This window comes from Agromyces hippuratus, assembly GCF_013410355.1.
Lineage (GTDB): Bacteria > Actinomycetota > Actinomycetes > Actinomycetales > Microbacteriaceae > Agromyces > Agromyces hippuratus.
Map to the genome: position 1 here is coordinate 2,396,608 of NZ_JACCFI010000001.1, position 22,917 is coordinate 2,419,524.

General features: G+C 70.7%; 18 protein-coding genes. 4 read left to right on the forward strand and 14 right to left on the reverse strand.

From position 1 onward, the window contains the following. Positions 1 to 2: 2 nt before the first annotated feature. From BJY17_RS18785 to BJY17_RS11170, 5 genes are read right to left on the reverse strand one after another with little or no spacing between them, the layout of a single operon-like run. Positions 3 to 3,146 carry a hypothetical protein gene (locus tag BJY17_RS18785; RefSeq protein ID WP_179551408.1) on the reverse strand — a complete coding sequence of 1,048 codons (3,144 nt, stop codon included), beginning with the start codon at positions 3,144 to 3,146 and terminating at the stop codon, positions 3 to 5. After that, positions 3,146 to 3,718 (reverse strand): orotate phosphoribosyltransferase, encoded by a 573-nt coding sequence (gene pyrE / locus BJY17_RS11155; protein WP_234980771.1) that lies wholly within the window; start codon positions 3,716 to 3,718, stop codon positions 3,146 to 3,148. The genes BJY17_RS18785 and pyrE overlap by 1 nt, the downstream gene beginning before the upstream one ends. A 9-nt stretch (positions 3,719 to 3,727) precedes the next feature. After that, the gene (locus tag BJY17_RS11160; protein WP_179551409.1) at positions 3,728 to 5,152 is read right to left on the reverse strand and encodes a threonine/serine exporter family protein; all 1,425 of its coding nucleotides are present in this window, start codon (positions 5,150 to 5,152) and stop codon (positions 3,728 to 3,730) included. Next, positions 5,152 to 6,507 carry an anaerobic C4-dicarboxylate transporter family protein gene (locus BJY17_RS11165; protein WP_179551410.1) on the reverse strand — a complete coding sequence of 452 codons (1,356 nt, stop codon included), beginning with the start codon at positions 6,505 to 6,507 and terminating at the stop codon, positions 5,152 to 5,154. The genes BJY17_RS11160 and BJY17_RS11165 overlap by 1 nt, the downstream gene beginning before the upstream one ends. Further along, a complete protein-coding gene (locus BJY17_RS11170) occupies positions 6,504 to 7,244 on the reverse strand; it encodes a Type 1 glutamine amidotransferase-like domain-containing protein (RefSeq protein ID WP_179551411.1) in 741 nt (246 codons plus the stop codon). The genes BJY17_RS11165 and BJY17_RS11170 overlap by 4 nt, the downstream gene beginning before the upstream one ends. A 545-nt stretch (positions 7,245 to 7,789) precedes the next feature. Here BJY17_RS11170 and BJY17_RS11175 point away from each other — a divergent pair. From BJY17_RS11175 to BJY17_RS11185, 3 genes are all read left to right on the forward strand, one after another. After that, positions 7,790 to 8,707, forward strand: coding sequence for a LysR family transcriptional regulator (locus tag BJY17_RS11175; RefSeq protein ID WP_179551412.1), 918 nt, complete (start codon positions 7,790 to 7,792; stop codon positions 8,705 to 8,707). Between the two features lie 115 nt (positions 8,708 to 8,822). After that, entirely contained in the window at positions 8,823 to 9,623 is an 801-nt protein-coding gene (locus BJY17_RS11180) for an enoyl-CoA hydratase/isomerase family protein (RefSeq protein ID WP_179551413.1), read from the forward strand. A gap of 252 nt (positions 9,624 to 9,875) precedes the next feature. Next, positions 9,876 to 10,841 carry an IS481 family transposase gene (locus tag BJY17_RS11185; RefSeq protein WP_179551414.1) on the forward strand — a complete coding sequence of 322 codons (966 nt, stop codon included), beginning with the start codon at positions 9,876 to 9,878 and terminating at the stop codon, positions 10,839 to 10,841. 13 nt (positions 10,842 to 10,854) lie between these two features. On the opposite strand, the gene BJY17_RS11190 is transcribed toward BJY17_RS11185, so the two are convergent. From BJY17_RS11190 to BJY17_RS11230, 9 genes are all read right to left on the reverse strand, one after another. Continuing rightward, positions 10,855 to 12,441 carry a CoA-acylating methylmalonate-semialdehyde dehydrogenase gene (locus tag BJY17_RS11190; protein WP_179551415.1) on the reverse strand — a complete coding sequence of 529 codons (1,587 nt, stop codon included), beginning with the start codon at positions 12,439 to 12,441 and terminating at the stop codon, positions 10,855 to 10,857. Positions 12,442 to 12,444: 3 nt separating this feature from the next. Then, complete coding sequence (locus tag BJY17_RS11195; RefSeq protein WP_179551416.1) at positions 12,445 to 13,773, reverse strand: aspartate aminotransferase family protein; 1,329 nt, start codon at positions 13,771 to 13,773, stop codon at positions 12,445 to 12,447. Between the two features lie 106 nt (positions 13,774 to 13,879). Further along, positions 13,880 to 15,034 (reverse strand): ABC transporter substrate-binding protein, encoded by a 1,155-nt coding sequence (locus BJY17_RS11200; protein WP_179551417.1) that lies wholly within the window; start codon positions 15,032 to 15,034, stop codon positions 13,880 to 13,882. A 72-nt stretch (positions 15,035 to 15,106) separates the two neighbouring features. Next, positions 15,107 to 15,943, reverse strand: a complete 837-nt coding sequence (locus tag BJY17_RS11205) for an ABC transporter permease (RefSeq protein WP_179551418.1) — start codon at positions 15,941 to 15,943, stop codon at positions 15,107 to 15,109. Further along, positions 15,943 to 16,779: an ABC transporter ATP-binding protein gene (locus BJY17_RS11210; protein WP_179552839.1), complete on the reverse strand. Its 837-nt coding sequence runs from the start codon at positions 16,777 to 16,779 to the stop codon at positions 15,943 to 15,945. The genes BJY17_RS11205 and BJY17_RS11210 overlap by 1 nt, the downstream gene beginning before the upstream one ends. Positions 16,780 to 16,817: 38 nt before the next feature. Continuing rightward, complete coding sequence (locus tag BJY17_RS11215; RefSeq protein ID WP_179551419.1) at positions 16,818 to 17,777, reverse strand: ABC transporter permease; 960 nt, start codon at positions 17,775 to 17,777, stop codon at positions 16,818 to 16,820. Then, positions 17,774 to 18,790: a TIGR03842 family LLM class F420-dependent oxidoreductase gene (locus BJY17_RS11220; protein WP_179551420.1), complete on the reverse strand. Its 1,017-nt coding sequence runs from the start codon at positions 18,788 to 18,790 to the stop codon at positions 17,774 to 17,776. The genes BJY17_RS11215 and BJY17_RS11220 overlap by 4 nt, the downstream gene beginning before the upstream one ends. A 61-nt stretch (positions 18,791 to 18,851) precedes the next feature. Next, entirely contained in the window at positions 18,852 to 20,288 is a 1,437-nt protein-coding gene (gene hydA / locus BJY17_RS11225; protein ID WP_179551421.1) for a dihydropyrimidinase, read from the reverse strand. 61 nt (positions 20,289 to 20,349) lie between these two features. Beyond that, on the reverse strand, positions 20,350 to 21,198 hold the full coding sequence (locus BJY17_RS11230) for a nitrilase-related carbon-nitrogen hydrolase (RefSeq protein ID WP_179551422.1): 849 nt from the start codon (positions 21,196 to 21,198) through the stop codon (positions 20,350 to 20,352). A 264-nt stretch (positions 21,199 to 21,462) separates the two neighbouring features. On the opposite strand from BJY17_RS11230, the gene BJY17_RS11235 reads away from it, so the two are divergent. Beyond that, positions 21,463 to 22,875 carry an aminotransferase class I/II-fold pyridoxal phosphate-dependent enzyme gene (locus BJY17_RS11235; RefSeq protein ID WP_179551423.1) on the forward strand — a complete coding sequence of 471 codons (1,413 nt, stop codon included), beginning with the start codon at positions 21,463 to 21,465 and terminating at the stop codon, positions 22,873 to 22,875. The last annotated feature ends 42 nt before the right edge of the window (positions 22,876 to 22,917 follow it).

Sequence of the window (22,917 nt, forward strand, 5' to 3'; positions counted from 1 at the left end):
CGTCAGGCCGCCGGGCCGGGGCCCATGATCGACGCGGTCAGCGGTTCGCCGCCCGCTCGATTGGCGAAGCAGTAGTAGGTGCGCTGACCCTCGGCCCACTGCTCTTCGGTCACGGGGAAGCTGCCCTGCACCTGCAGGTCGGGGATACCGGCGACGAGCGCGGGGTCGAAGACGCCGACGGCACGGCACAGCGTCGGCATCTGCTCGGCGAGCGCAGCCTCACCCGGGAAGGGTGCGGCCTCGTCACCCGGCAGCGTGCCGCGGTACACGAGCTGAGCCGTGTGCGGCGTCGCGCAGTCGATGACCGTGAACTCCTCGGCCCAGACCGACTCGAACGGCTCGATGCACTCGCCGCCGAAGAGGGTGTTCCACGCGTGCACGCCGGCGGGCTGCGGAGCGGTCGGCGCGGCGACGGGCGTCTCGGAGGTGCTCGCAGACGGGCTCTCGCTCGCCTGCCCGGCTCCCCCGCCGGCGAGCTGGGTGCCGAAGAAGTAGAGCCCGGCGAGCACGAGCAGCACGACGAGTCCGCCGGCGACCCAGATCAGGGTGCGCGTGGTGCGGCTGCGGCCCGTGGGGGGCGTCGAGGCTCCGCCGCCGGCGCCACCGCCGCGGCCGGGGCCGTCGTTGCCGCCCGACCCGCCGACGCCGCCGGCACCGCCGGTGCGCTGCGGACCGATGCCGCCGGTGCCCTGCGCCGCGAAGCCGGATGCCGCGGCCTGCCGGCCGCTCTGAGCACGGAACGGATCGTTCGCGGCCGCCGAGCCCGCGGCACCGCCGAAGAGCGCGTTCAACTCGTCATCGTCGGATGCCTCGGACGGCTGCCGCTGGTCGGCCGCCGCTGCGGCGAGACGGAGGTCGTCGCCATACGGCGCAGTGTCGCCCGGTGCCGCGCCGTCGGTGAACGACCACTCCGGATCCGCGGTCTCGAGGCCGACTTCGTCGTCCCATGCGGGCTCGGCGTCGGCGGCCGCGAACAGGTCGGTCGGGGCCGGGCCATCGGCCACGGCGTCGCCCAGGAACGCGGTCGCCACCGAGACGGGGCTGTCCTTCGGGTCCTGTGCGTTCGGATCCGGCGTCAGATTCCAGAAGTAGCCGGTGTCGGCCATCTCCCGAGCGATCGGCGAATCGTCGTCGACGCCTTCGGCCTCGTCATCGTCGCGGGAGGCACCGAAGAATCGGCCCCGGATGCCGGAGGCGGCCCGGTCGTCGGCGGTCGGCGCCGGCGGCACGGAGGCGTCTTCGTCATCATCATCGTCGTCGTCATCGCCGAAGCCCAGCCCGAGCGCGTCGAGACCCGTCGGCACGGCCGGCGTCGCGGGAGTGGTGCCGCCCGGAGGAGGTGTCGGCTCAGCGGAGCGGGAACGCGGTGCACCGCCGCCGAGTGACGCGAGCAGATCGTCGACCGGGGCGGGCGGCTCTCGCGTCGGGTCGTCGTCGCCTCCGCCCACCGAGGCGAAGGCAGGGAACGGCGTGGTGTTGAACGCGCTCGCCTCGCGGGCGGGTGCACCGACCACGGCGTCCTCCTGCGCTGCGGCCGTGCCGCGCACCTCGAGGAAGGGGAACCCGCTGCGGACCTCGGGCTCGGCCCGGGTCGCGGACTCGGGCGCGACCGCACCTCGACCGAACTGCGGCACCGGGGACTCCGCTGCCGCCGGCACCGGCACCGACGTCGCGGCGGTGGCCGCTGCTGCGGCTGCCGCTGCCGGCTGGATCGGGATGGCCCGGGTCGCGGTCAGTGCGGCGAACGGATCGGTGGTGTCGGCGGCGAATGCCGCGAAGCGGTCGCGCTCGGGACGCGGCTGCTCCACCTGCTGGAGCGGAACCTCGGGGGCGGCTTCGGCCGCCGGGGGCGTCGGAGCCGACGGAGCCGACGGGGCCGTCGGCTGCAGCTTGGCGAACGGACCTTCCGGCGGCACCGGGGCGACCGGAGCCGCCGCCCGGGCCTGGGCCACGGGCGGAACCGGGGCCACCGACGGCCGCTCGGGTTCCTGGAGCGCTGCCCACAGTTCGTCGTCGATCGGCGCGGCGGGCGACGCCGACGACGCAGCCGACGGCTGAGCGGCCGCTCCAGTGGCGCCCCACGCTGCCGGCGCGGTCGACGATGCGGTCGGATGCACCGGCGCGACGGGCTCGGCCGGCTGCACGGGCGCTGCGGGTGCGGTCTGCTGCACCGGGGTGAACGACTGCCGTGCCACCGGCGGGGGCGCGAAGCCGGCGAACGGCGACTCGGCCGGAGCAGTCGACTCGGCCGGGGCCTGCGGGGCGACCGGCGACTGCGGCTCGACGGGCGGCGCCGCGGGAGCCACGGCGCCTGGGCCGTCGGTCGTCGTCGACGGCGGCTCGGAGAGACTCCGGAACGCCGCGCGGATCGCGTCTTCGGAGGAGAGCTCCTTCTCGGCACCCCAGGTGAGCGCGAACGGAGCGGTCGGCGTCACCGGCCCGGGCGGAGTCGTCGGCGTCGCCGGGGCGGCGGCCGGAGCGACGGGCACGGCAGGCGCCGGCCAAGCAGCAGCCGGAGCTGCGGGCGCGACCGGTGCGGCAGGCGCGACGGGCGGCCAGGCGGCAGCCGGGGCCGCAGGCGCGACGGGCGGCCAGGCGGCAGCCGGAGCGGCAGGCGCAGCAGGCGCCGCAGGCGCAGCCGGCGGCCACGCCGCGGCGGGAGGCACGGCCGCGGGAGGCTGCACCGGCGCGACGGGAGGGGTCGGGGAAAGGGCGGGTGCGCCGACGGGCGGCTCGACCGCGGTCAGGTGCACCGGGGCGCCGGCCGGCGGCTGATGCGGCAGGCCGACCGCGAACGGCGGGGTCCACGACGGCGTGGGCGAGCCGGCCGCATCGGTCACGGGCACCTGCTGCTGCGGCACCTCAGGGGTGCGCGGAGCCGGCGAACCGACCACGGGAAGCACGCTCGTGGCGGCATCCGCTCTCGGCGCCGGAGCTTCGGAGAACCAGTCGAGCACCTCCTCGCGGCGCGGAGCAGGGGTGCGCGGCGCCGCGGGAGGAGCGGCCTGCTGCGCCGGTGGCGCCGGCTGGACGGGCGGTGCGACGGGCGGTGACGGGACGTCGCGGCGCGGCGCATCGCCGCCCGCCAACTGGGCGAGCAGCCAATCGGCTCCGTCGCCCCCCAGACCCTGCCCGTCGCCGCTCATCAGGCCAACCCCAGGTCTTCCAGGCCGATCGCGTACAGGTAGGGCACGCCCTCGGCCTCGATGACCTCGCGGGCACCGGTCGCCCGGTCGACCACGACGGCGACCGCCACGACCTCGGCGCCGACCTTGCGGAGCGCTTCGATCGCCTTGATCGGCGACCCGCCGGTGGTCGAGGTGTCTTCGAGCACGATCACGCGCTTGCCGGCGAGGTCGGGACCCTCGACCTGCTTGCCGCGACCGTGGTCCTTCGGCTCCTTGCGCACGACGAAGGCGTCGTAGGCGAGGCCCTGGGCAGCGCCCTGGTGCAGGATCGCCGAGGCGATCGGGTCGGCGCCCATGGTCATGCCGCCGACGGCGACCACGTCGGGCACGTCTTTGATGAGGTCGATCATGACCTGTCCGATGAGCGGAGCGACGCGGTGGTCGAGGCTCACCTTGCGGAGGTCGACGTAATAGGTCGCCTTCTTCCCGCTCGTGAGGGTGAAGTCCCCGTGGAACACGGCGTCTGCCGCGATGAAGTCGATCAACTGGGCGCGCACGGCGTCGATGGGCTGAGGCTCTCGGAGGGTCACCCGAATACTCTACGACCCGCTTGCCTGAGAGGAAGGGGCGGATTCGACGTCGGGCGACGGCGGCGACGGGGCATCCGCTCGCTGTCGGCCCTTCGACGACCGCCCGCGTCCGCCCCAGAACGAGCGAGGAGTACCCGGAACGAGTCGGGCCCAGAACGGCGGCGTCTCCTCCTCGACGAGCGCTGCCGGCACGTCGATGTGGAAGTCGGCGATCTCTTCCGCGCCCTGATGCACGACCCGGTAGAGCGCCGTGCCGATGAGCACGCCCAGCGCGATCGACATGATCGAGACGAGTGCTTCGCCGAAGTCCTCGTAGCCGCTCGTGGTGCCGATCGCCTCGGTGAGTCCGACGAGACCGGCGGCCCCGGGCACCAGCAGCCAGAACGCCGGCAGGAAGGTGAGCTGCGACGGGGCGCCCTTGCGCAGCGTCGCGATCCACAGCACGACCGGGGTCATGGCGAGAGCGCCGACGAACCCGCTCACGGATGCGCCGATCAGCGCCCCGCCGACGACCTGGCCGGTATAGGCGACGAGCAGCACGAGCAGCACCCATCCGAACGTGTGCGGCGGGGCGGAGAAGTGCAGGTAGTTGCCGATCGCGAAGAGCAGCACTCCGAACACCGCCACCCACCAGGGGAAGGCCTCGCCGGAGTCGAGCGGCACGTACGAGGAGCTGGCGACCCCGACGAGCGTGCCCGCCGCGAGGATGCCGAACGCGAGCAACGAGAGCTGCACGAGTCCGAACACGAGGCGGGAGGCGCCGGCGAGCATCTGGCCTGCCGCGAGCTCGACGACCGCGGTCGTCAGCACTCCGCCGGGCAGGAACGTCGCGAGCGGCGCGATGAGCAGCCTGATCGGGTCGCCCACCGCGAAGTACGGGGCGATGAGGAACACCGCGGTGGCGCAGGCGAACGCCGCGAACACGGGGAAGACGATCTGCAGCGTCGGCGAACGCACGAGCTTCGCGACGCCGATGAGGGCCCCGAGCACGAAGGCGACGACCGCGCCCTGCCACGTCGGCGCGAGCAGCAGCGCGAGCCCGGTGGTCAGTACGGCGTGACCGAAGGTGCGCACGAGCCATCCGTGCGACGGCTTCATCGCACCGATCTCGTTCAGCCGCGTGATGCCGTCGAGCGGGGTGATCTCGGCGCGACGGGCGACCTCGATCAGGCGGTAGAGCGCCGCGATCTGGTCGAACCGGAACGAGGCGTTCACCGACGACCGGATCGCGACCCTGCCCTCGTTTCCCGCGCCCGTCTCGATGAGGATCACGGTCGGCAGCACCACGATGTCGGTGTCGTCGCGCCCGTAGGCGCTCGACACCGTCACGAGCGTGTCGCGGATCTTGTCGGTCGAGTCGGCGGCTGCGTTCATGCCCTCCGCGAGTCCGAGGAGGAACCTGCGGAGCAGCGCCTGCTCGGCCGCCTCCGCCATCAGACGATGACGAACGAGAGCGCCACGCCCACGAGGATCGCGACGACGACGTAGACGAGGTTCGGCAGCTGGAACGAGTGGTCGAAGACGAACTTGCCCATCTTGGTCGTGCCGGTCTGGTCGAACGCGACCGTCGCGACCTGGCTGCCGTTCGCGGGCAGCGTGTAGATGCCCATCGCCGCCGGCCAGAGCCCGACGAGGAGCGGGGCGGGCAGTCCGATCGTGATGCCGATCGGCACGATCGCGTTCGTGGCGCTCGACTGGCTCGTCGTGAGCATCGCGACGAGGAAGAGCGCGAGGGCGAAGAGCAGCGCACCGAGGAACGCCGTCGACCCGGAGACGAGCGAACCGAGACCGTCGACGATGAGCGTGTTGTTCGCGGCGACGAAGGTGTTCGCGAGCCACGCGATGCCGAAGAGGGCGATCGCGCCGACCATGCCGGCCGGGAAGGTCGACTGCTTCGGGACATCCGCCGCCTTCACCTTGCAGGTGAGGAAGATGAGCGCTGCGATGACGCCCATGATCACCTCGATGATGACGGTGATGCTGACCCGCACGGGGTCGCCCGCGTCATCCGTGCCGATCACCGGGCGAAGCCCCTCGAAGAGGCCGAAGAGCACGATGACGCCGACGCCGGTGAGGAAGATCGAGGCCGAGAGCACGGCACTGCGCGGCAGCTTCTTGTCGGCGTCGACCACGACGGCCGGCTTCACGAGGTGCTCGGCGAGGCGGCGCTGGAACTCGGGGTCGTCCTCGAGCTCCTTGCCGTGCTTGACCATGACGAGTGCCGCGATGCCGAGGCCCACGATCGAGGCCGGCCACATGATGAGCAGCAGCTTGCCGAGGTCGACGCCCTGCGGTGCGAGCAGCACGACCATCGACGCGGTCGCCGCGGAGACCGGCGAGCAGAGGATGCCGACCTGCGAGGCGACCGCCGAGACCGACAGCGCCCGCTCGGGCCGGATCTTCTGCTGGTACGACACGTCGTAGATGACGGGCAGCAGCGGATAGAAGATGTTGCCCGTGCCGGCGCCCACGGTGAAGAGGAACGACATCGCCGGGGCCAGGAAGACCACCGACTTCGGTCGCTTCTTGATGACCTTCGACGCGACCGAGACCATCCAGTCGATGCCACCGGCGGCTTGCATGACGGATGCCGCGGTGATGACGGTGATGACGATGAACACGGCGTCGACCGGGGCGCTGCCCGGCGCCTCGCCGAAGACGAAGACGAGCACCGCGACACCGACGAGACCCCAGACGCCGAGGCCGATCCCGCTCGTGCGGGTGCCCATGTAGATCGCGAGGATGACGACGATCAGCTCGGCGACGAGGATCCAGACGTTGTCGTTCACGACGAGGGGCCCTTCACGATGGGGCCGGTGCTCGCGAGCACGTGCGTCGGCAGGGGCGTCTCGACGATCCTCCCGTCGATCGCCTCGACCTTCAGCGCGAGCGGGTTCTCGACCGGGCTGATCGCCGTGACGAATTCGGAGCCCTCGAAGTGCAGCGACTGGAGGTTGCCGACGGCGTAGCCCGTGGCGAGCTCACCGCTCAGCAGGGAGGCGTGGAACAGCGGCTGGCGCTGGTCTTCGGCGTCGTAGTGCGGGCAGAAGCTGCCGTGCAGGAAGCCGAGCCCCTCGGGCAGCACCTGCAGGGTGGGCCCGTAGCTGTCGGTCGTGCCGCCCTCGAACCAGCAGATGCCGCCGGCCGAGCCGCCCGTGAAGACCGTGTTCGAGTTCGGGTCCTCCCACATCTCGCGCATGATCTCGCCGAGACCCTGGCGCTTCCAGACGTCGAGCATGTTGGCCGTGTTGCCGCCGCCGACGTGGATCACGTCGAAGCCCTTCACGAAGCCCGCGAGGTCGTCGACCGCCCGGTGGAAGAGGGGCAGGTGATGCGGTGCGCAGCGGTCGGAGTCGTACGTCGTGTAGAAGCTCACGATGTACGCGGCGTCGTCGCCGGTCGCCGTGCCGACGAAGAGCACGCGCGGGCGCTCCTTGCCGGTGAGCTTCAGGATGTAGTCGTGCGTCGGGTCGGCCCGCCGCTCCATCATCGCCTTGCCTGCGCCGGTCGCAACCACATGCGCCATCGTTCCCCCAAACGTCGAACCTTCGGCCACACGCTAGCGGGAGATCATCGGCCTCGTCGAGAGGCGCGGCGGCCGAGTCGACGCGGGTGCGAATCGTCGATCGCGGGGCAGGCGGGCACGCATCGGGATCCCCCCAGTACATCCCGATACGCATGACGAAGGGCCGCCCCGCGGGGTGTCCCTCCCCCGCGCGGCGGCCCTGCAGTCGGGCCCCGCGACTCAGGAGGAGGATTGCCCCTCTTCCCGCGCGACGGCCCGGTGTTCCGGGGAACGGACCCCCGGGATTCGCGGACCTAGACGGTGCGCGCGAACGTCTCTCGCGGCTGGCGACGGTAGCCGTCACGAGCGGTGACGACGATCGAGCCGATGACGGCGGCGATGGAAACGGCGCCGAGGAGCACGAAGACCATGGTGATTCCTTTCGAAGTACGAGCGGGGGATCGAGCAGTCGATGCCCCATTGCACGAGTTCGATACGTCAATTGAATCGCGAATGATAGTGCAGCACAAGCTCACGATTCTACAACGACAATGTAGTCTGGCTACATGGACGTACGCCGGTTGGACCTGCTTCGAGAGCTCGCGGAGCGCGGCAGCGTGACCGCCGTCGCCGAGGCCACCGGCCGCACGCCCTCGGCGGTCTCGCAGCAGCTGAAGGTGCTCGAGCGCGAGGCCGGAATGCCGCTGACCGAGCGCAGCGGCCGCGGCGTCGTGCTGACGAGCGCCGGGCACGCCCTCGCCCGCAGCGCCGCCGATGTCGCCGTCGCCCTCGAACGCGCCACCGCCCTGTGGGACGAGTTCCGCAACCACCCCAGCGGCGAGGTCTCGCTCGTCACGTTCCCGACGGTCGGCGCCACCCTCCTGCCCGCCGTGCTCACCGACCTCGCCGAGGTCGCCGGGCTCGTCGTGCGCGCGACCGACCTCGACCCCGAGGCGGCCGAGTTCGCCGACCTCACCTCCGACTTCGACATCGTGCTCGCGCACACCATGCCGGGCGTGCTGCCCTGGGGCGGCCGCGGCCTCAAGGCCGTGCCGTTGCTCACCGAGCCGCTCGATATCGGCCTGCCCGCCGACCACCGTCTCGCCGGCCGATCGCACTTGACCCCCGCAGACCTCGTCGACGAGACCTGGCTGGGGGTGCCGCCCGGGTTCCCCTTCGAGCGCATCCTGCACGCGATCGAGCAGCAGGCCGGACAGCGTGCCACGGTCAGCCAGCGCTTCAGCGACATGCGCATCATCGAGGCGTTCATCGAGGCGGGCCTCGGCATCGCGTTCGTGCCGCGGTTCACGAGCGGCACCGTGCCCGATTCGATCGTGTTGAAGCCGCTGCGCGGCGTGGCATCCGCTCGGCAGATCGTGGCTCTGGTGCGGCCGGATGTCGCGGAGCGCCTCGCCGTGCGCACCGTGCTCGACGTGCTCGTGGCGCGGGCCTCGCGGCTCGAGCAGGAGCACGCCGTCGCCTGAACCGAGCCGCGCGGCGCACAGGTCGCTCGGGACCACTCGAATCGCACGGGACCACGTACATCGAGGGTCCGGTGCGACACGGGGTGTCCCGAGCGGAGAAGTAGACTCCACGTTCATGAGCGATGACGCGATCCTGTTCGAAGTCGAGGGCGGGCTCGCCCGCCTCACCCTCAACCGCCCGAGCCGGCTGAACGCCGTCGACCCCGACGCGATCGCCCGCTGGCAGTCACTCGCCCATGAGATCGCCGAGCGCGACGACATCGGCGCGGTGCTCTTCGATGCCAACGGCCGCGCGTTCTGCGCAGGCGGCGATGTGCGGGCGATGTCGGAGCTCGCGGCCGCGGCCGAGTCGAGCGGCGCGGAGTCCGCGTCGGCCACGATCACGGCGCTCGCCGACGCGATCCACGACGGCCACCGCACGCTCCGCGAGAGTTCGAAGCCGATCGTGGCCGCCGTGCAGGGGCCGGTCGCCGGCGGAGGCCTCGGCTTCATGCTCGTCGCCGACCTCATCATCGCCTCCGAGCAAGCGACGTTCGCGAGCCGGTACGCGGATGTCGCGCTCACGCCCGACTGCGGCGTCAGCACGCTGCTGCCCGAGGCCGTCGGCACCCGCCGCGCGCTCGAGCTCACGCTGACCTCGCGCACCCTCACCGCTGCCGAGGCACTCGACTGGGGCCTCGTCACCGAGGTCGTCGCACCCGACGCGCTCGAGGCCCGGGCGCGCGCGATCGCGCAGAGCTGGATCGACGGGGCGACCGCCGCATTCGGCCAGGCGAAGCGCCTCGTGCGATCGGGGGTGACCCGCGACTTCCAGACGGCGCTCGACGACGAGGCGCGCACGATCGGCGCCGCCTTCGCGACGCCGGAGGCGAGCGCGCGCATCGCGGCCTTCGGGCGGTCGAGCCGCTCGAGTTAGCTCGGGCTCGACGCTCGGAACTCCGCCCGGGCGGCATCAGCCGCCTTCGCCGCGTTCGGGCCATCGTCGTGCGCCGCGACCCCGCCGCCGACCTCGACACCGGCCTGGTCGAGCAGATCATCGCGCCGAGCGCGAACTTCGGCGCTAGTTGTACCCGGCCAGGACGTTGGTAGCGGCGAGCCTGGTTGAACGAACGAGAACCTCCGAGTGGGATGTGGCTTGTCTAAGGCCCACGACCCACCGGAGGTTCTCGTGTCCCACGGTAGTGCGCGGTTGACCGTTCACGGTCGCCGACTGATCATCCAACGCCACCAAGCCGGTTGGCCCCAAGCCCATATCGCCGCCGCGATGGGGGTCTCCCGCAAGTGCGTGAAGACCTGGATCGACCGCCATACCGCCGAAGGCGATGCCGGACTCGCGACGCGGTCCTCACGGCCTCACACGATGCCCACGAGGACCAGCGACGAGATCGAACAGCAGGTCCTCGCTGCACGGGCCAGCGAGCGATGCGGCCCCGACGTCCTCGGCCCGATGGTCGGGGTGCCCGCACGGACGGTGTCTCGGATCCTGCGCCGCCACAACGTGCCCTACCTGCGTGAGTGCGACCCGATCACCGGCGAGGTGATCCGTTCATCAAAGCAGACCGCCGTACGTTACGAACGCGACCGGCCGGGCGAGCTGGTGCACATGGATGTGAAGAAGCTCGGCCGGATCCCTGACGGTGGCGGCTGGCGGGCCCACGGCCGAGCCAGTGGGTCGATCCAACGCGACCGCAACACCAAGGTCGGCTTCGACTACGTCCACTCCCTCGTCGATGACCATTCCCGGCTGGCCTACAGCGAGGTCCTCACCGACGAGAAGGGGTCGACATGCGCTGCGTTCCTCGAGCGTGCGATCGTCTACTTCGCGGCCAGCGGCATCACCCGCATCGAGCGGTTGATCACCGACAACGCGTGGGCCTACAGGTACTCGCTCCGCGAGGTCTGTGCGACCCACGGAATCCGGCAGAAGTTCATCAAGCCCCACTGCCCCTGGCAGAACGGCAAAGTTGAGCGACTGAACCGGACCCTGGCGACCGAGTGGGCCTACCGGCAGGCCTTCACAAGCAACGCAGAACGCGCCGCGGCACTTGCGCCGTGGATCGAGCACTACAACACTGAACGACGCCACAGCGCGCTCGGAGGCCACCCGCCAATCAGCCGCCTGCTACCAACCTGATGGCCGGGTACAGCTAGTCGTGCTGCGGGAACCCCAGGTTCAGCCCGCCGTGGCTCGGGTCGAGCCAGCGCGACGTGACCGCCTTCTCCTGCGTGTAGAAGTCGAAGCCGCGCGCGCCGTAGGCCTTTGCGTCGCCGAACAGGGAGTCCTTCCAGCCGCCGAACGAGTGATAGGCGACGGGCACCGGGATCGGCACGTTGATGCCGATCATGCCGACCGTCACCTCTCGTTGGAACCGCCGGGCGGCCCCGCCGTCGTTCGTGAAGATCGCCGTGCCGTTGCCGTAGGGCGAGGCGTTGATCACGTCGAGCCCCTCCTGGTAACCGTCGACGCGCACGATGCCGAGCACCGGGCCGAAGATCTCGTCTCGGTAGACGGACGACTCGAGCGACACCTTGTCGACGAGGGTCGGGCCGAGCCAGAACCCGTCGTCGTCCCCGTCGATCGGCGTCTCGCGCCCGTCGACCACGACCGTCGCCCCGTCGGTCTTCGCCACGTCGAGGTAGCCGACGACCTTGTCGCGGTGCTCGCGGGTGATGAGCGGCCCCATGTCGCAGCCGCGGGTGCCGTCGCCGGTGGTGAGCCGCGACATCCGCTCGCTGATCTTCTCGACCAGCTCGTCGGCGACGGAGTCGACCGCGAGCACGACCGAGACGGCCATGCAGCGCTCCCCCGCCGAGCCGAAGCCGGCGTTGACGGCGGCGTCGGCGGCGAGGTCGAGGTCGGCGTCGGGCAGCACGAGCATGTGGTTCTTGGCACCGCCGAGCGCCTGCACCCGCTTGCCGTTCGCCGTCGCGGTCGCGTAGATGTACTTCGCGATCGGCGTCGAGCCGACGAACGAGATCGAGCGCACGACGGGGTGCTCGAGCAGCGCGTCGACCGCCACCTTGTCGCCGTGCACGACGTTCAGCACGCCGTCGGGCAGGCCCGCCTCCTGCATGAGCCGGGCGAGCCAGATCGCGGCCGACGGGTCCTTCTCGGAGGGCTTCAGCACGACCGTGTTGCCCGTCGCGATCGCGAGCGGGAAGAACCACAGCGGCACCATCGCCGGGAAGTTGAACGGGCTGATGATGCCCACGACCCCCACGGGCTGCCGCATGGAGTACACGTCGATGCCCGTCGAGACGTTCTCGGAGTACTCGCCCTTCGTATAGCCGGGCATCGCGCAGGCGAGCTCGACGACCTCGAGTCCGCGGGCGATCTCGCCGGCGGCGTCGGAGAGCACCTTGCCGTGCTCGCTCGTGAGGATCGCGGCGAGTTCGCCGCTGCGGGCGTTGAGCAGCTCGCGGAAGGCGAACATCACCTGCTGGCGCTTGGCGATCGAGGTGTCGCGCCACTTGGGGAACGCGCGGGCTGCGGCCTGCACCGCGGCGTCGACGTCGTCGGTCGAGGCGAAGCGAACGCGCTTCTGCTCGACGCCGCGGGCCGGGTTGTAGACGGGCCCGCTGCGGGCCCCGTCACCGGCGACGGATGCCCCGTCGATCCAGTGCTCGATCGACGCGAGTCCGCCGTCGAGCGGCTGGGTCTCGGCGAGCGACGCGTCCTGCGCGTCGCCCCGGTCCGTCCGGTCGTTCCGGTCTGCCTGGTCTGTCTGGCTCATGGTTCAGCCCTCTCCTTCGAGTGCGGTGCGGAGTACGTCGTCGTAGATCACCATCGCGTCGGCGACCTCGTCGGCCGTGACGACGCACGGCGGCACGACGTGGATGCGGTTGTCCTGCACGAACGGCAGGAGCCCGCGCTCGACGAGCGCGGACTTGAGGCGGCCCGTCGCCGCCGCCGGCAGCGGCTCGCGGGTCGCCGGATCGGCGACCAGTTCGATCGCCCAGAACACGCCCTCGCCGCGCACCTCGCCGATCGCGGCGTGACGCTCGGCGAGCTCGGCGAGCGCCGGGCCAATGACCGTGGCCCCGATCTCGCGGGCGTTGTCGACGATGCCCTCCGACGCCATCGCGTCGAGCGCGGCGACGATCGAGGCCATCGCGAGCGGATGTCCCGAATAGGTGAGACCGCCGGGGAACACCCGATCATCGAAGGTCGCGGCGATCGGATCGGAGATGATCACGCCGCCGACCGGCACGTAGCCCGAGTTCACGCCCTTCGCGAAGGTGATGAGGTCGGGCCGCACGTCGTAGCCGTCGAAGGCGAACCATCGGCCGGTGCGGCCGAACCCCGCCATGACCTCGTCGAGGATGAGCAGGATGCCGTGCCGATCGCAGAGCTCGCGCACGCCGGCGAGATAGCCGGGCGGCGGCACGAGGATGCCGGCGGTGCCGGGGATCGTCTCGAGCAGGACCGCGGCGATCGACGAGGGACCCTCGGCCTCGATCACGCGCCGGAGGTGCTGCAGCGCCCGCTCCGACTCCTGCTCGGGCGTCGTCGCCCAGAACTCGGAACGGTAGAGGTAGGGGCCGAAGAAGTGCACGTGCCCCCGCGCGAACTCATTGGGGATGCGGCGCCAGTCGCCCGTCGAGACGATCGCCGCGCCGGTGTTGCCGTGGTACGAGCGGTAGGTCGAGAGCACCTTGTCGCGCCCCGTGTGCAGCCGCGCCATGCGGATGGCGTTCTCGTTGGCGTCGGCGCCGCCGTTGGTGAAGAAGACCTTGCGGAACCCGGATGGCGCGCGCTCGACGACGCGCTTGGCGGCCTCGCCGCGCGCGAGGTTCACGGTCGACGGCGCGACCGTGGTGAGGAGTTCGGCCTGCTCCCGGATCGCCTGCACGACCGACGGATGCTGATGGCCGATGTTGACGTTCACGAGTTGGCTCGAGAAGTCGAGGTACTCGCGGCCCGAGTGATCCCACACGCGGCTGCCGCGACCGCTCGCGATCACGAGGTTGGACGGATTCGCCTGCGCGGACCAGGAGTGGAAGACGTGGTCTCGGTCGAGTTCACGGGCCAGCTCGTCGAGGCCCTCGGTGAGGTTGTCGGTCATGGCACGGTGCCCTTTCCTGTCCGTTCCGTCGCGGTGGGAGTGATGGTTGGTGGTGGAGTGATCCCGCGCGGCCGGCCGGTTGCACCGGCCGCGCGGCATCCGCTCGCTAGTTGCCGCCCTCCTCGAGGGTGACGTCGATGGGTTCGAAGCCCTCGCCGGTGAGGTCGAGTCCTTCGCCCTCGAGCTCGTCGAGCGCCTGCTGGATCCAGTCGTTCGTGTACGCGGTCGACGGCGGCTCCTCGGTGATGAGGTGCGCCCCCGACTCGTTCACGGCCGCGAGGGCGCCGGCGACGGTCTTGTTCCACGCGTCCTCGTCGATGATGCCGATGCCGTCGGGCGACGGCCAGATGAGCTTGTTCGTCTCGTTCACCATCCAGAGCTCGTGGCTCGGGCCCCAACCGGAGCCTGCGGCGATCGTGATGTCCGACGCCTCCTGCGGGTTCTCGGCGGCGTAGACCCAGCCCTTGATGACGGCCTTCAGAAACTTGACCGTCGTGTCCTGGTAGTCGGTGTCGTCGGCGAGCCGTGCGGTGTCGGCCCAGATGGCGTCCTGGAGCATGGCGCCCTCGGTCTCTTCGTAGCTGATGACGTTGAAGTCCTCGGACTGGTAGAGCTCGCCCGTGTCGGGGTTCACCGTCTCGAGCAGCTGCGCGTACTCGTTGTAGGTCATCGCCTGGGCCGCGTCGATGTCGCCCTGCAGGAAGGCGTTCATGTTGAAGTCCTGCGTGATGATCTGCACGGTCGTGGCGTCGAGTCCCTCGGCGGCCATGGCCGCGAAGATCTCCCACTCGTTGCCGAAGCCCCACGAACCGATCTTCTTGCCCTCGAAGTCGGCGACGGAGTCGATGCCCGAGTCGGCCATCGAGACCTGCAGCGTTCCCGACCTCTGGAAGATCTGGGCGATGTCGGTGAGCTCGGCGCCCTGCTCGATCGAGCCGAGCACCTTCGGCACCCAGGCGATCGCGTAGTCGACGTCGCCGTTCGCGAGGGCGTCCTGCGGCACGATGTCGCCGCCCGAGGGGATGATCTCGACGTCCAGCCCCTCCTCTTCGAAGAAGCCCTGGTCGACGGCGGCGAAGTAGCCGGCGAACTGGCCCTGCGGCAGCCACTGGAGCTGGAGCTTCACGGGGGTGAGGTCGCCGTCGCCGCCCCCGTCGGTCTCCCCGGTCCCGCCGCCGGATCCAGAACATGCGGTGAGTGCGAGCGCCGCCGCGAGGGCGACCCCGCCGATCGTCGCGAGGCGACGTCTGCTGTGGTTCATGTCAGTCCTTTCATGGTTCTCGGTGCGTGCGGTGGTGCTGGTTCCGCCGGGCACGGGCCGCGGTGGTCGGGGTCAGGGGCGTCGTCGCGCCTGGGGCGTGTGGCGCTGCAGCAGCCGTTCGAGCGCGAGCGTCGCGAGATAGAAGAGGAGCCCGAGGGCGATGGACGCCAGCACGTACGCCCAGGCGCGCGCGTAGGCGCTGGATGCGGCCGACGTGGAGATGAGTCCGCCGAGGCCGCCGCGCGGGCCGCCGAAGTACTCGGCGACGAGGGCGGAGATCACGGCGAGCGACGAGGCGATGCGGATGCCGGTGAGGATGAAGGGCCGTGCGGTCGGCAGGGTGAGCGTGCGCAGCACCTGGCCGGAACTCGCGGCGTAGGCCTTCATCAGGTCGCGGTGCACCGGCGTCGTCTGACGGAACCCGCGCAGCGTGTTGATGAAGACCGGCACGAACGACGCGATCGCGGCGATGGCCTGGCGGCCGAACTGGCTGTCGGCGCCGAACATCGAGTTGAGTACGGGGGCGAGGGCGACGATCGGGATGACCGCGAGCGAGGCCACGACCGGAGCGCTCATCTGGTCGATCGGCCGCCACCGCGCCGCGACGGCGGCCAGCAGGATGCCGAGGATCGAGCCGACAACGAGGCCGACGAGCGCGTTGGTGCCGGTGATGAGCATCGCCTGCGCGATCGAGGGCCAGTACGCGATGAACTCCTCGATGATCGAGGCCGGACTCGGCAGCAGGTAGTCGGAGACGCCCACCACGCTGACGAGGAACTGCCACGCGCCGAGCACGATGAGCCCCACCGCGACGGGTGCGACGATGCGCAGCGTCGTCTCGGTGCGCGGACTCATGCGCGCGGGGCGGGCCCGTCGCCTCGTACCCGTCGGTGCGGCGGTCGCGCTCATCAGCGCGTCTCCACTCCGCGCGGGCCGGTGCCCACCGGTGCGCCGCCGTGCAGCGCCTCGCGCACCGCGGTGACCATGTCGAAGAACGCGCGCTCCTCGCGGAGCTCATCGGTTCGAGCGGCGCGCTTCGCGTCGGCGCCGAGGCGCATCGGCACGATCTCGCGGATGCGGCCGGGGCGGGGCGACATCACGACGACGCGGTCGGAGAGGAACACCGCCTCGGGGATCGAGTGGGTCACGAACACGACGGCCGCGCCCGTCTCGGCCGAGATGCGCACGAGGTCGGACTGCATCTTCTCGCGCGTCATCTCGTCGAGGGCGCCGAACGGCTCGTCCATGAGCAGCAGTCGCGGCTGCTCGGCGAGCGATCGGGCGATCGCGACGCGCTGCTGCATGCCGCCCGAGAGCTGGTCGGGGTAGCGGTCGGCGAAGTCGGCGAGCCCGACCATGTCGAGCAGTTCGGCCACGCGGGCATTGCGAGCAGCGGATGCCGCGCCGTGCAACTCGAGCGGCAGGGCGACGTTGCCCGCGACCGTGCGCCACGGCAGGAGCCCGGCCGACTGGAACGCGATGCCGTACTCCTGGTCGAGGCGCGCCTGTCGCGCGCTCTTGCCGAACACCGCGAGCGTGCCGCTCGAGGGGTCGTCGAGGTCGGCGATGAGGCGCATGAGCGTCGACTTGCCGCAGCCGCTCGGGCCGATGAGCGAGACGAACTCGCCGGCGGCGACCGTGAGGTCGATCGAATCGAGCGCCTGCACCTGGCCGGTGCGGGTCTCGAAGACCTTGTCGACGGCGCGCACCTCGACGGCCGCTACGGCCGCGGGCTGCGTCGGCATTGCTGCCGGTTGAGCCGGTCGAAACCCCTGGGGCTCGCTCATGCGGCCTCCTCCGTTCGTCGGTAGTTCTTGAGGATCACGCCGAGCAGGGCGATCGAGCCGGCGGCCACGAGGCCCAGCACGATCGCGCCGAAGATCGGCGCCCACGCCTTGGCCGGATCGCCGGACGCCTGCCCGGCGAACTGGATGAGGATGCGACCGATGCCGCCCTGCAGGCCCGTCGAGACCTCGGCGACGACCGCGCCGATCACGGCGTTGGCCGCGCCGAGGCGGAGTGCCGGCAGCAGGTAGGGCACGGATGCCGGGAACCGCAGCTTCACGAGCGTCGTCCAGTAGCCCGCCGCATAGGTCTGCATGAGCTCCTCGTGGATGCGGTCGGGCGACTGCAGCCCCTTCAGCGCGCCGATCGCGATCGGGAAGAACGCGAGGTAGCTCGCGATGAGGGCGACCGACATCCAGTCCTGCCACTCGAACGAGCCGATCTCGACGCGCGAACCCCAGCTCTTCACGACCGGCGCGAACGCGATGAGCGGCACGGTCTGGCTGATCACGATCCACGGCAGCAGGCCCCACTCGGCGAGGCGCCAGCGCTGCATCACGAGGGCGAGGCCGATGCCCACGACGACGCCCACGAGCCATCCGGCCGCGGCGATGCCGAGCGTCGTGAGCGCGGCGAGTGCGACCACGCTCCAGAGCGGCAGCGCGCCGTCGGCCCGGGTGACGGGTTCGGCGAGGCGGGCGCCCATGTCCCAGATGTGGGGCATGGCGAGGTCGGTCGTGCGCGGCAGCACCCGGAGCTCGCCGAGCACGACGCCGTCGGCGGGCCCCAGCAGCTTGTAGCCCTCCCAGATGAGCGCGATGACGAGGATGCCGGCGAGCCCCCAGGCCCAGCGGCCGAGCTCGCGGCCCGCCCGCCCGGGGCGACGCGGCGCACGCGGGCCCGGCGCCGGCGCCGCGGCATCCGTCGCCCTCGTCTCGCGCACGCCGGTCTCGATCATGCCTTGGCCGTGAGGTGCTCGGAGAGCGCCGGGATCACGGTCTCGCCGTAGACCCGCAGCGTCTCCTCTTTATTGTCGTGCTGGAGGTAGCCGGCGAACTGGTCGACCCCGAGCGCCTTCAGCTGCTCGAGCTTCTCGATGTGCTGCTCGGCGGTGCCGAGCACGCAGAACCGGTCGACGATCTCATCGGGCACGAAGCTCGTGTGCACGTTGCCCGCGCGGCCGTGCTCGTTGTAGTCGTAGCCCTCGCGGGCCGTGATGTAGTCGGTGAGCGCGTCGGGCACCGCGCCGTGCGCGCCGTACTTCGCGACGATGTCGGCGACGTGGTTGCCGACCATGCCGCCGAACCAGCGGCACTGTTCGCGCATGTGCTCCCAGTCGTCGCCGATGTACATGGGCGCGGCGACGCAGAACTTGATCGACATCGGGTCTCGCCCGGCGGCTTCCGCCGCGTCGCGCACGTGCTTGATCATCCAGGCTGCGATGTCGACGTCGGCGAGCTGCAGGATGAATCCGTCGCCCACCTCGCCCGTGAGCTTCAGCGCCATCGGGCCGTACGCGGCCACCCACACCTCGAGCTCCGAGCCGTGGCTCCACGGGAACTGGAGCTGCGAGCCGTGGTACTCGACCGGCCGGGAGTTCGCGAGCTCGCGGATGACGTGGATCGCCTCGCGGAGCTCGGCGATCGTCGTCGGCCTGCCGTTCGTGACGCGCACCGCGGAGTCGCCGCGGCCGATGCCGCAGATCGTGCGGTTGCCGTACATCTCGTTGAGGGTCGCGAAGATCGATGCCGTCACCGTCCAGTCGCGCGTCGCCGGGTTGGTGACGAACGGCCCGACCTTGACCTTGCGGGTCTCGGCGAGGATCTGGCTGTAGATGACGTACGGCTCCTGCCACAGCAGGTGCGAGTCGAAGGTCCACACGTGCGTGAACCCGTGGTTCTCGGCGAGCTTCGCGAGCTGGATGGTGCGCGATGCCGGGGGGTTGGTCTGCAGGACCGCTCCGAAGTCCATCCGTGCTCCCTTTCGTCTGCGGGTCGAGGAGGCCGCTCGCGGCCGTCTCGAAACCGGGTGTCTAGATGAGGTACTGGCTGAGGCCGCGCTTGAGGAACCGGCCGTCGCCCTTGGCGCCGAGGTACTGGTCGCCATCGACGATGACCTTGCCCCGCGAGAGCACGGTGTCGACGTGGCCGTCGATCTCGTAGCCCTCCCACGCGGAGTAGTCCATGTTCATGTGGTGGGTCTTGTCGAGCCCGATCGAGGTGTGGCCGTTCGGGTCGTAGACGACGATGTCGGCGTCGGCGCCCGGCTGGATCACGCCCTTCGTGCCGTACAGGCCGAACATGCGCGCGGGCGTGGTGCTCGTGAGCTCCACCCAGCGCTCGAGGGTGATCTCGCCGGTGACGACGCCCTGGTACATGAGGTCCATGCGGTGCTCGATCGAGCCGATGCCGTTCGGGATCCTACGGAAGTCGGACAAGCCCAGTTCCTTCTGGTCCTTCATGCAGAACGGGCAGTGGTCGGTCGAGACCATCTGCAGGTCGTTCGTGCGCAGCGCCTGCCACATCGACTGCTGGTGGCCCTCCTCGCGGGAGCGCAGCGGGGTCGAGCACACCCACTTCGCACCCTCGAAGTGCCCCCACTGCTCGCTGGATGCGCCGAGCTGCTCCTCGAGCGAGAGGTAGAGGTACTGCGGGCAGGTCTCGCCGTAGACGTTCTGCCCCTTGTCGCGCGCCCAGGCGAGCTGCTCGACGGCCTGCTTCGCCGACACGTGCACGATGTAGAGCGGGGCGCCGGTGAGCTTCGCGAGCATGATCGCGCGGTGCGTCGCCTCCTCCTCCATCTCCCAGGCCCGGGCGACACCGTGGTAGAACGGGTCGGTCTTGCCCTGCTCCACGAGCTGGGCGGCGAGCACGTCGATCGCCGGGCCGTTCTCGGCGTGCATCATCGTGAGCATGCCCGTGTCGCGCGAGACCTGCATGGCCTTCAGGATCTGCGCGTCGTCGGAGTAGAAGACGCCCGGGTAGGCCATGAACATCTTGAAGCTCGTGATGCCCTCGTCGGGCAGTCGGCGGAGCGTCGCGAGCGACGCCTCGTTGACGTCGCCGACGATCTGGTGGAAGCCGTAGTCGATCGCGCAGTTGCCCGCGGCCTTCTCGTGCCATGCGGCGAGCCCGTCTTCGATGCGATGCCCGTAGGTCTGCACCGCGAAGTCGATGATCGAGGTCGTGCCGCCCCACGCGGCCGCGCGGGTTCCGGTCTCGAAGGTGTCGGATGCCTCGGTGCCCCCGAACGGCAGCTGCATGTGGGTGTGGGCGTCGATGCCGCCGGGGATGACGTACCGGCCGGTGGCGTCGATCACGCGGTCGACGGATGCCGCGACATCCGTGCCCAGCAATGCGGCGCCCGGCTCGAGCACGGCACGGATGGTCTCGCCATCGACGAGCACATCGGCGGCGGCGCGGCCCGTGGCGCTCACGACGGTGCCGCCGCTGATGAGGGTGGTGGCCATTGGTGCTCCTTCGTCTCTGCGGGTCGAGGAGGCGCTCCGGCGCCGTCTCGAAACCGGTGACCTACGGCTTGGGGATGGAGGTGTAGGAGTCGGGGCGGCGATCGCGGTAGAACTGCCAGGCGTTGCGCACGTTCCGGATCATGTCCATGTCGAGGTCGCGCACGACGACCTCCTCGTCGGTCTCGGAGCCGTACCCGCCCACGATGTTGCCCTGGGGGTCGCAGAACTGGCTCTTGCCGTAGAAGTTCACCGCCAGGTCGCCGTACTCGTTGTCTTCGAGGCCGACGCGGTTGGCCGCGGCCACGAAGTAGCCGTTCGCTGCGGCGGCGGCCGGCTGCTCGATCTCCCAGAGCCGGTTCGAGAGGCCGGGCTTCGTCGCGTTCGGGTTGAAGACGATCTGCGCGCCGTTCAGGCCCAGCTCGCGCCAGCCCTCGGGGAAGTGCCGGTCGTAGCAGATGTAGACGCCGATCGGGCCGACGGCGGTGTTGAACACCGGGTAACCGAGGTTGCCGGGGCGGAAGTAGAACTTCTCCCAGAACTTGTCGAGGTTCGGGATGTGGTGCTTGCGATACGAGCCGAGGATCGTGCCGTCTGCATCGACGACGACCGCGGTGTTGTAGTAGACGCCCGGCTGCTCCTCCTCGTAGATCGGCAGCACCATGACCATGCCGAGTTCCTTCGCGAGCGCGGCGAAGCGCTGCACGATCGGGCCGTCGGCGGGTTCGGCGTAGTCGTAGTACTTCACGTCTTCGGTGATGCCGAAGTACGGGCCGTAGAAGAGCTCCTGGAAGCAGATGACCTGGGCGCCCTGCGCCTTCGCGTCACGGGCGAACTGCTCGTGCTTGTCGAGCATGGACTCCTTGTCGCCGGTCCAGGTCGTCTGCGTGATGGCCGCTCGGACGATCGTCATGTTGCCTCCTGAGTCGGTCGGCGTCGTTGCCGTGCACTCGATGGGCGTGGAACAGAGGTGCTCACCGGGTGGTGCTGTGACGCCGAGGCTGTGCTGCGGACGCCGTCGTCCGGAGCTTCCGAACGGGTGCGCGACCCGTTCTGTTATTGTTCGGCGTGAACATTTCTCTTGTGTTTCACACTGTGACGTTGTGGTTACTTATCTTGTCCCTCACGTCGTGAGGAGGCAATGGTCGTGTCAGGTATTCATGTGAATGGATCTCGGATGACTGCGATTCGACTCGAGGGCGCGGAGCTCATCGCGCTCGCGGAGTTCGGCGAGCCGACCCCGCGCGGCATCGCCGGGGTGATCGCGCGGCTCGTGAACTCGGGCGAGCTCGCCGCCGGCACCCGGCTGCCCACCGTGCGCGAACTCGCGAGCGAGCTCGGCGTCAGCCCCGCCACGGTGAGCCAGGCCTGGCAGGCGCTCTCGCGCACGGGGCTCATCGAGTCCCGCGGGCGGGCCGGCAGCTTCGTGCGTCCGCTCTCGCAGGGCTGGCTCGCGCCGCGCATGCGCGGCATGGCCGCCCCGAACGATCCCGTGCGCCTCGACCTCTCGCGCGGCACGCCCGACCCGCTCCTCCTGCCGGCGCTCGGTCCGGCGCTCTCGCGGGTCTCGGCGCGCGCCGAGACCGGCAGCTACCAGGCCGAACCCGTGATCCCGGGGCTCGCGGCGGTGCTCGCCGACTCCTGGCCGTCGGAGACCGAGACGATCATGGTCGTCGACGGCGCCCTCGACGCGATCTCGCGCACCCTCGACGAGGTCGTGCGCTACGGCGACCGGGTCGTCGTCGAGAGCCCGGGCTTCCCTCCGTTCCTCGACCTGCTCGACCTGCTCGGCGCCGAGGCCGTGCCGGTCGCGGTCGACGAGGCCGGCATGACGCCCGAGGGGCTCGCCCGGGCGCTGCACCAGCAGCCCGTCGCGGTGCTGCTGCAGCCACGGGCGCAGAATCCCACCGGGGCGTCGATGACGGTCGGCCGCGCCGAGGCGCTGGCGCGCGTCATCCGATCGGCCGAACGCGCGGGCGACGTCGTCGTCATCGAAGACGACCACTCGGGCATGATCTCGACCGCCGGCGACGTGACGCTCGGCACCTGGCTGCCCGAGCAGGTCGTGCACGTGCGCAGCTTCTCGAAGTCGCACGGGCCCGATCTGCGCATCGCCGCGGTCGGCGGGCCGCGCGACCTCGTCGACCGCATCGCCGCGCGTCGCATGCTCGGCCCCGGCTGGACGTCGAGGATGCTGCAGACGATCCTGCTCGACCTGCTCACCGACGGCACCTCGCTCGACGCCGTCGCCGAGGCGCGGCGCCAGTACTTCACGAGGCAGCGCGCACTCGGCGATGCGCTCCGGGCGCGCGGGGTGCCGGTCGCGCCTGCCGACGGAGTGAACCTCTGGATGCCGGTGCTGAGCGAGCGTTCGGCGCTCGTGCAGCTGGCGGCAGCCGGGGTGCGCGTCGCGGCGGGCACGCCGTTCCTCGCGGCGGCGGGGAACGTTGGGAACGGCTCGGGCAACGGCCGCGCCCGATCCGGCGGCGACTACGTGCGGGTCACCGTCGGCATGGTGCGCGACGACGCCGACGAGGTCGCGGATGCACTCGCGACGGCGGCGCAGCACGTGGTCGCGGGCGGGTACTGACCGGGCGCCTCCCCCGACACGGCATCCACGGCGCGCCGGCGT

Bases quoted from the DNA above. Each gene is read 5' to 3' on its own strand.
- BJY17_RS18785 (WP_179551408.1), bottom strand. From the start codon at position 3,146: ATGAGCGGCGACGGGCAGGGTCTGGGGGGCGACGGAGCCGATTGGCTG.
- BJY17_RS11160 (WP_179551409.1), bottom strand. From the start codon at position 5,152: ATGGCGGAGGCGGCCGAGCAGGCGCTGCTCCGCAGGTTCCTCCTCGGA.
- BJY17_RS11170 (WP_179551411.1), bottom strand. From the start codon at position 7,244: ATGGCGCATGTGGTTGCGACCGGCGCAGGCAAGGCGATGATGGAGCGG.
- BJY17_RS11175 (WP_179551412.1), top strand. From the start codon at position 7,790: ATGGACGTACGCCGGTTGGACCTGCTTCGAGAGCTCGCGGAGCGCGGC.
- BJY17_RS11180 (WP_179551413.1), top strand. From the start codon at position 8,823: ATGAGCGATGACGCGATCCTGTTCGAAGTCGAGGGCGGGCTCGCCCGC.
- BJY17_RS11190 (WP_179551415.1), bottom strand. From the start codon at position 12,441: ATGAGCCAGACAGACCAGGCAGACCGGAACGACCGGACGGACCGGGGC.
- BJY17_RS11195 (WP_179551416.1), bottom strand. From the start codon at position 13,773: ATGACCGACAACCTCACCGAGGGCCTCGACGAGCTGGCCCGTGAACTC.
- BJY17_RS11200 (WP_179551417.1), bottom strand. From the start codon at position 15,034: ATGAACCACAGCAGACGTCGCCTCGCGACGATCGGCGGGGTCGCCCTC.
- BJY17_RS11205 (WP_179551418.1), bottom strand. From the start codon at position 15,943: ATGAGCGCGACCGCCGCACCGACGGGTACGAGGCGACGGGCCCGCCCC.
- BJY17_RS11210 (WP_179552839.1), bottom strand. From the start codon at position 16,779: ATGCCGACGCAGCCCGCGGCCGTAGCGGCCGTCGAGGTGCGCGCCGTC.
- BJY17_RS11215 (WP_179551419.1), bottom strand. From the start codon at position 17,777: ATGATCGAGACCGGCGTGCGCGAGACGAGGGCGACGGATGCCGCGGCG.
- BJY17_RS11220 (WP_179551420.1), bottom strand. From the start codon at position 18,790: ATGGACTTCGGAGCGGTCCTGCAGACCAACCCCCCGGCATCGCGCACC.
- hydA (WP_179551421.1), bottom strand. From the start codon at position 20,288: ATGGCCACCACCCTCATCAGCGGCGGCACCGTCGTGAGCGCCACGGGC.
- BJY17_RS11230 (WP_179551422.1), bottom strand. From the start codon at position 21,198: ATGACGATCGTCCGAGCGGCCATCACGCAGACGACCTGGACCGGCGAC.
- BJY17_RS11235 (WP_179551423.1), top strand. From the start codon at position 21,463: ATGACTGCGATTCGACTCGAGGGCGCGGAGCTCATCGCGCTCGCGGAG.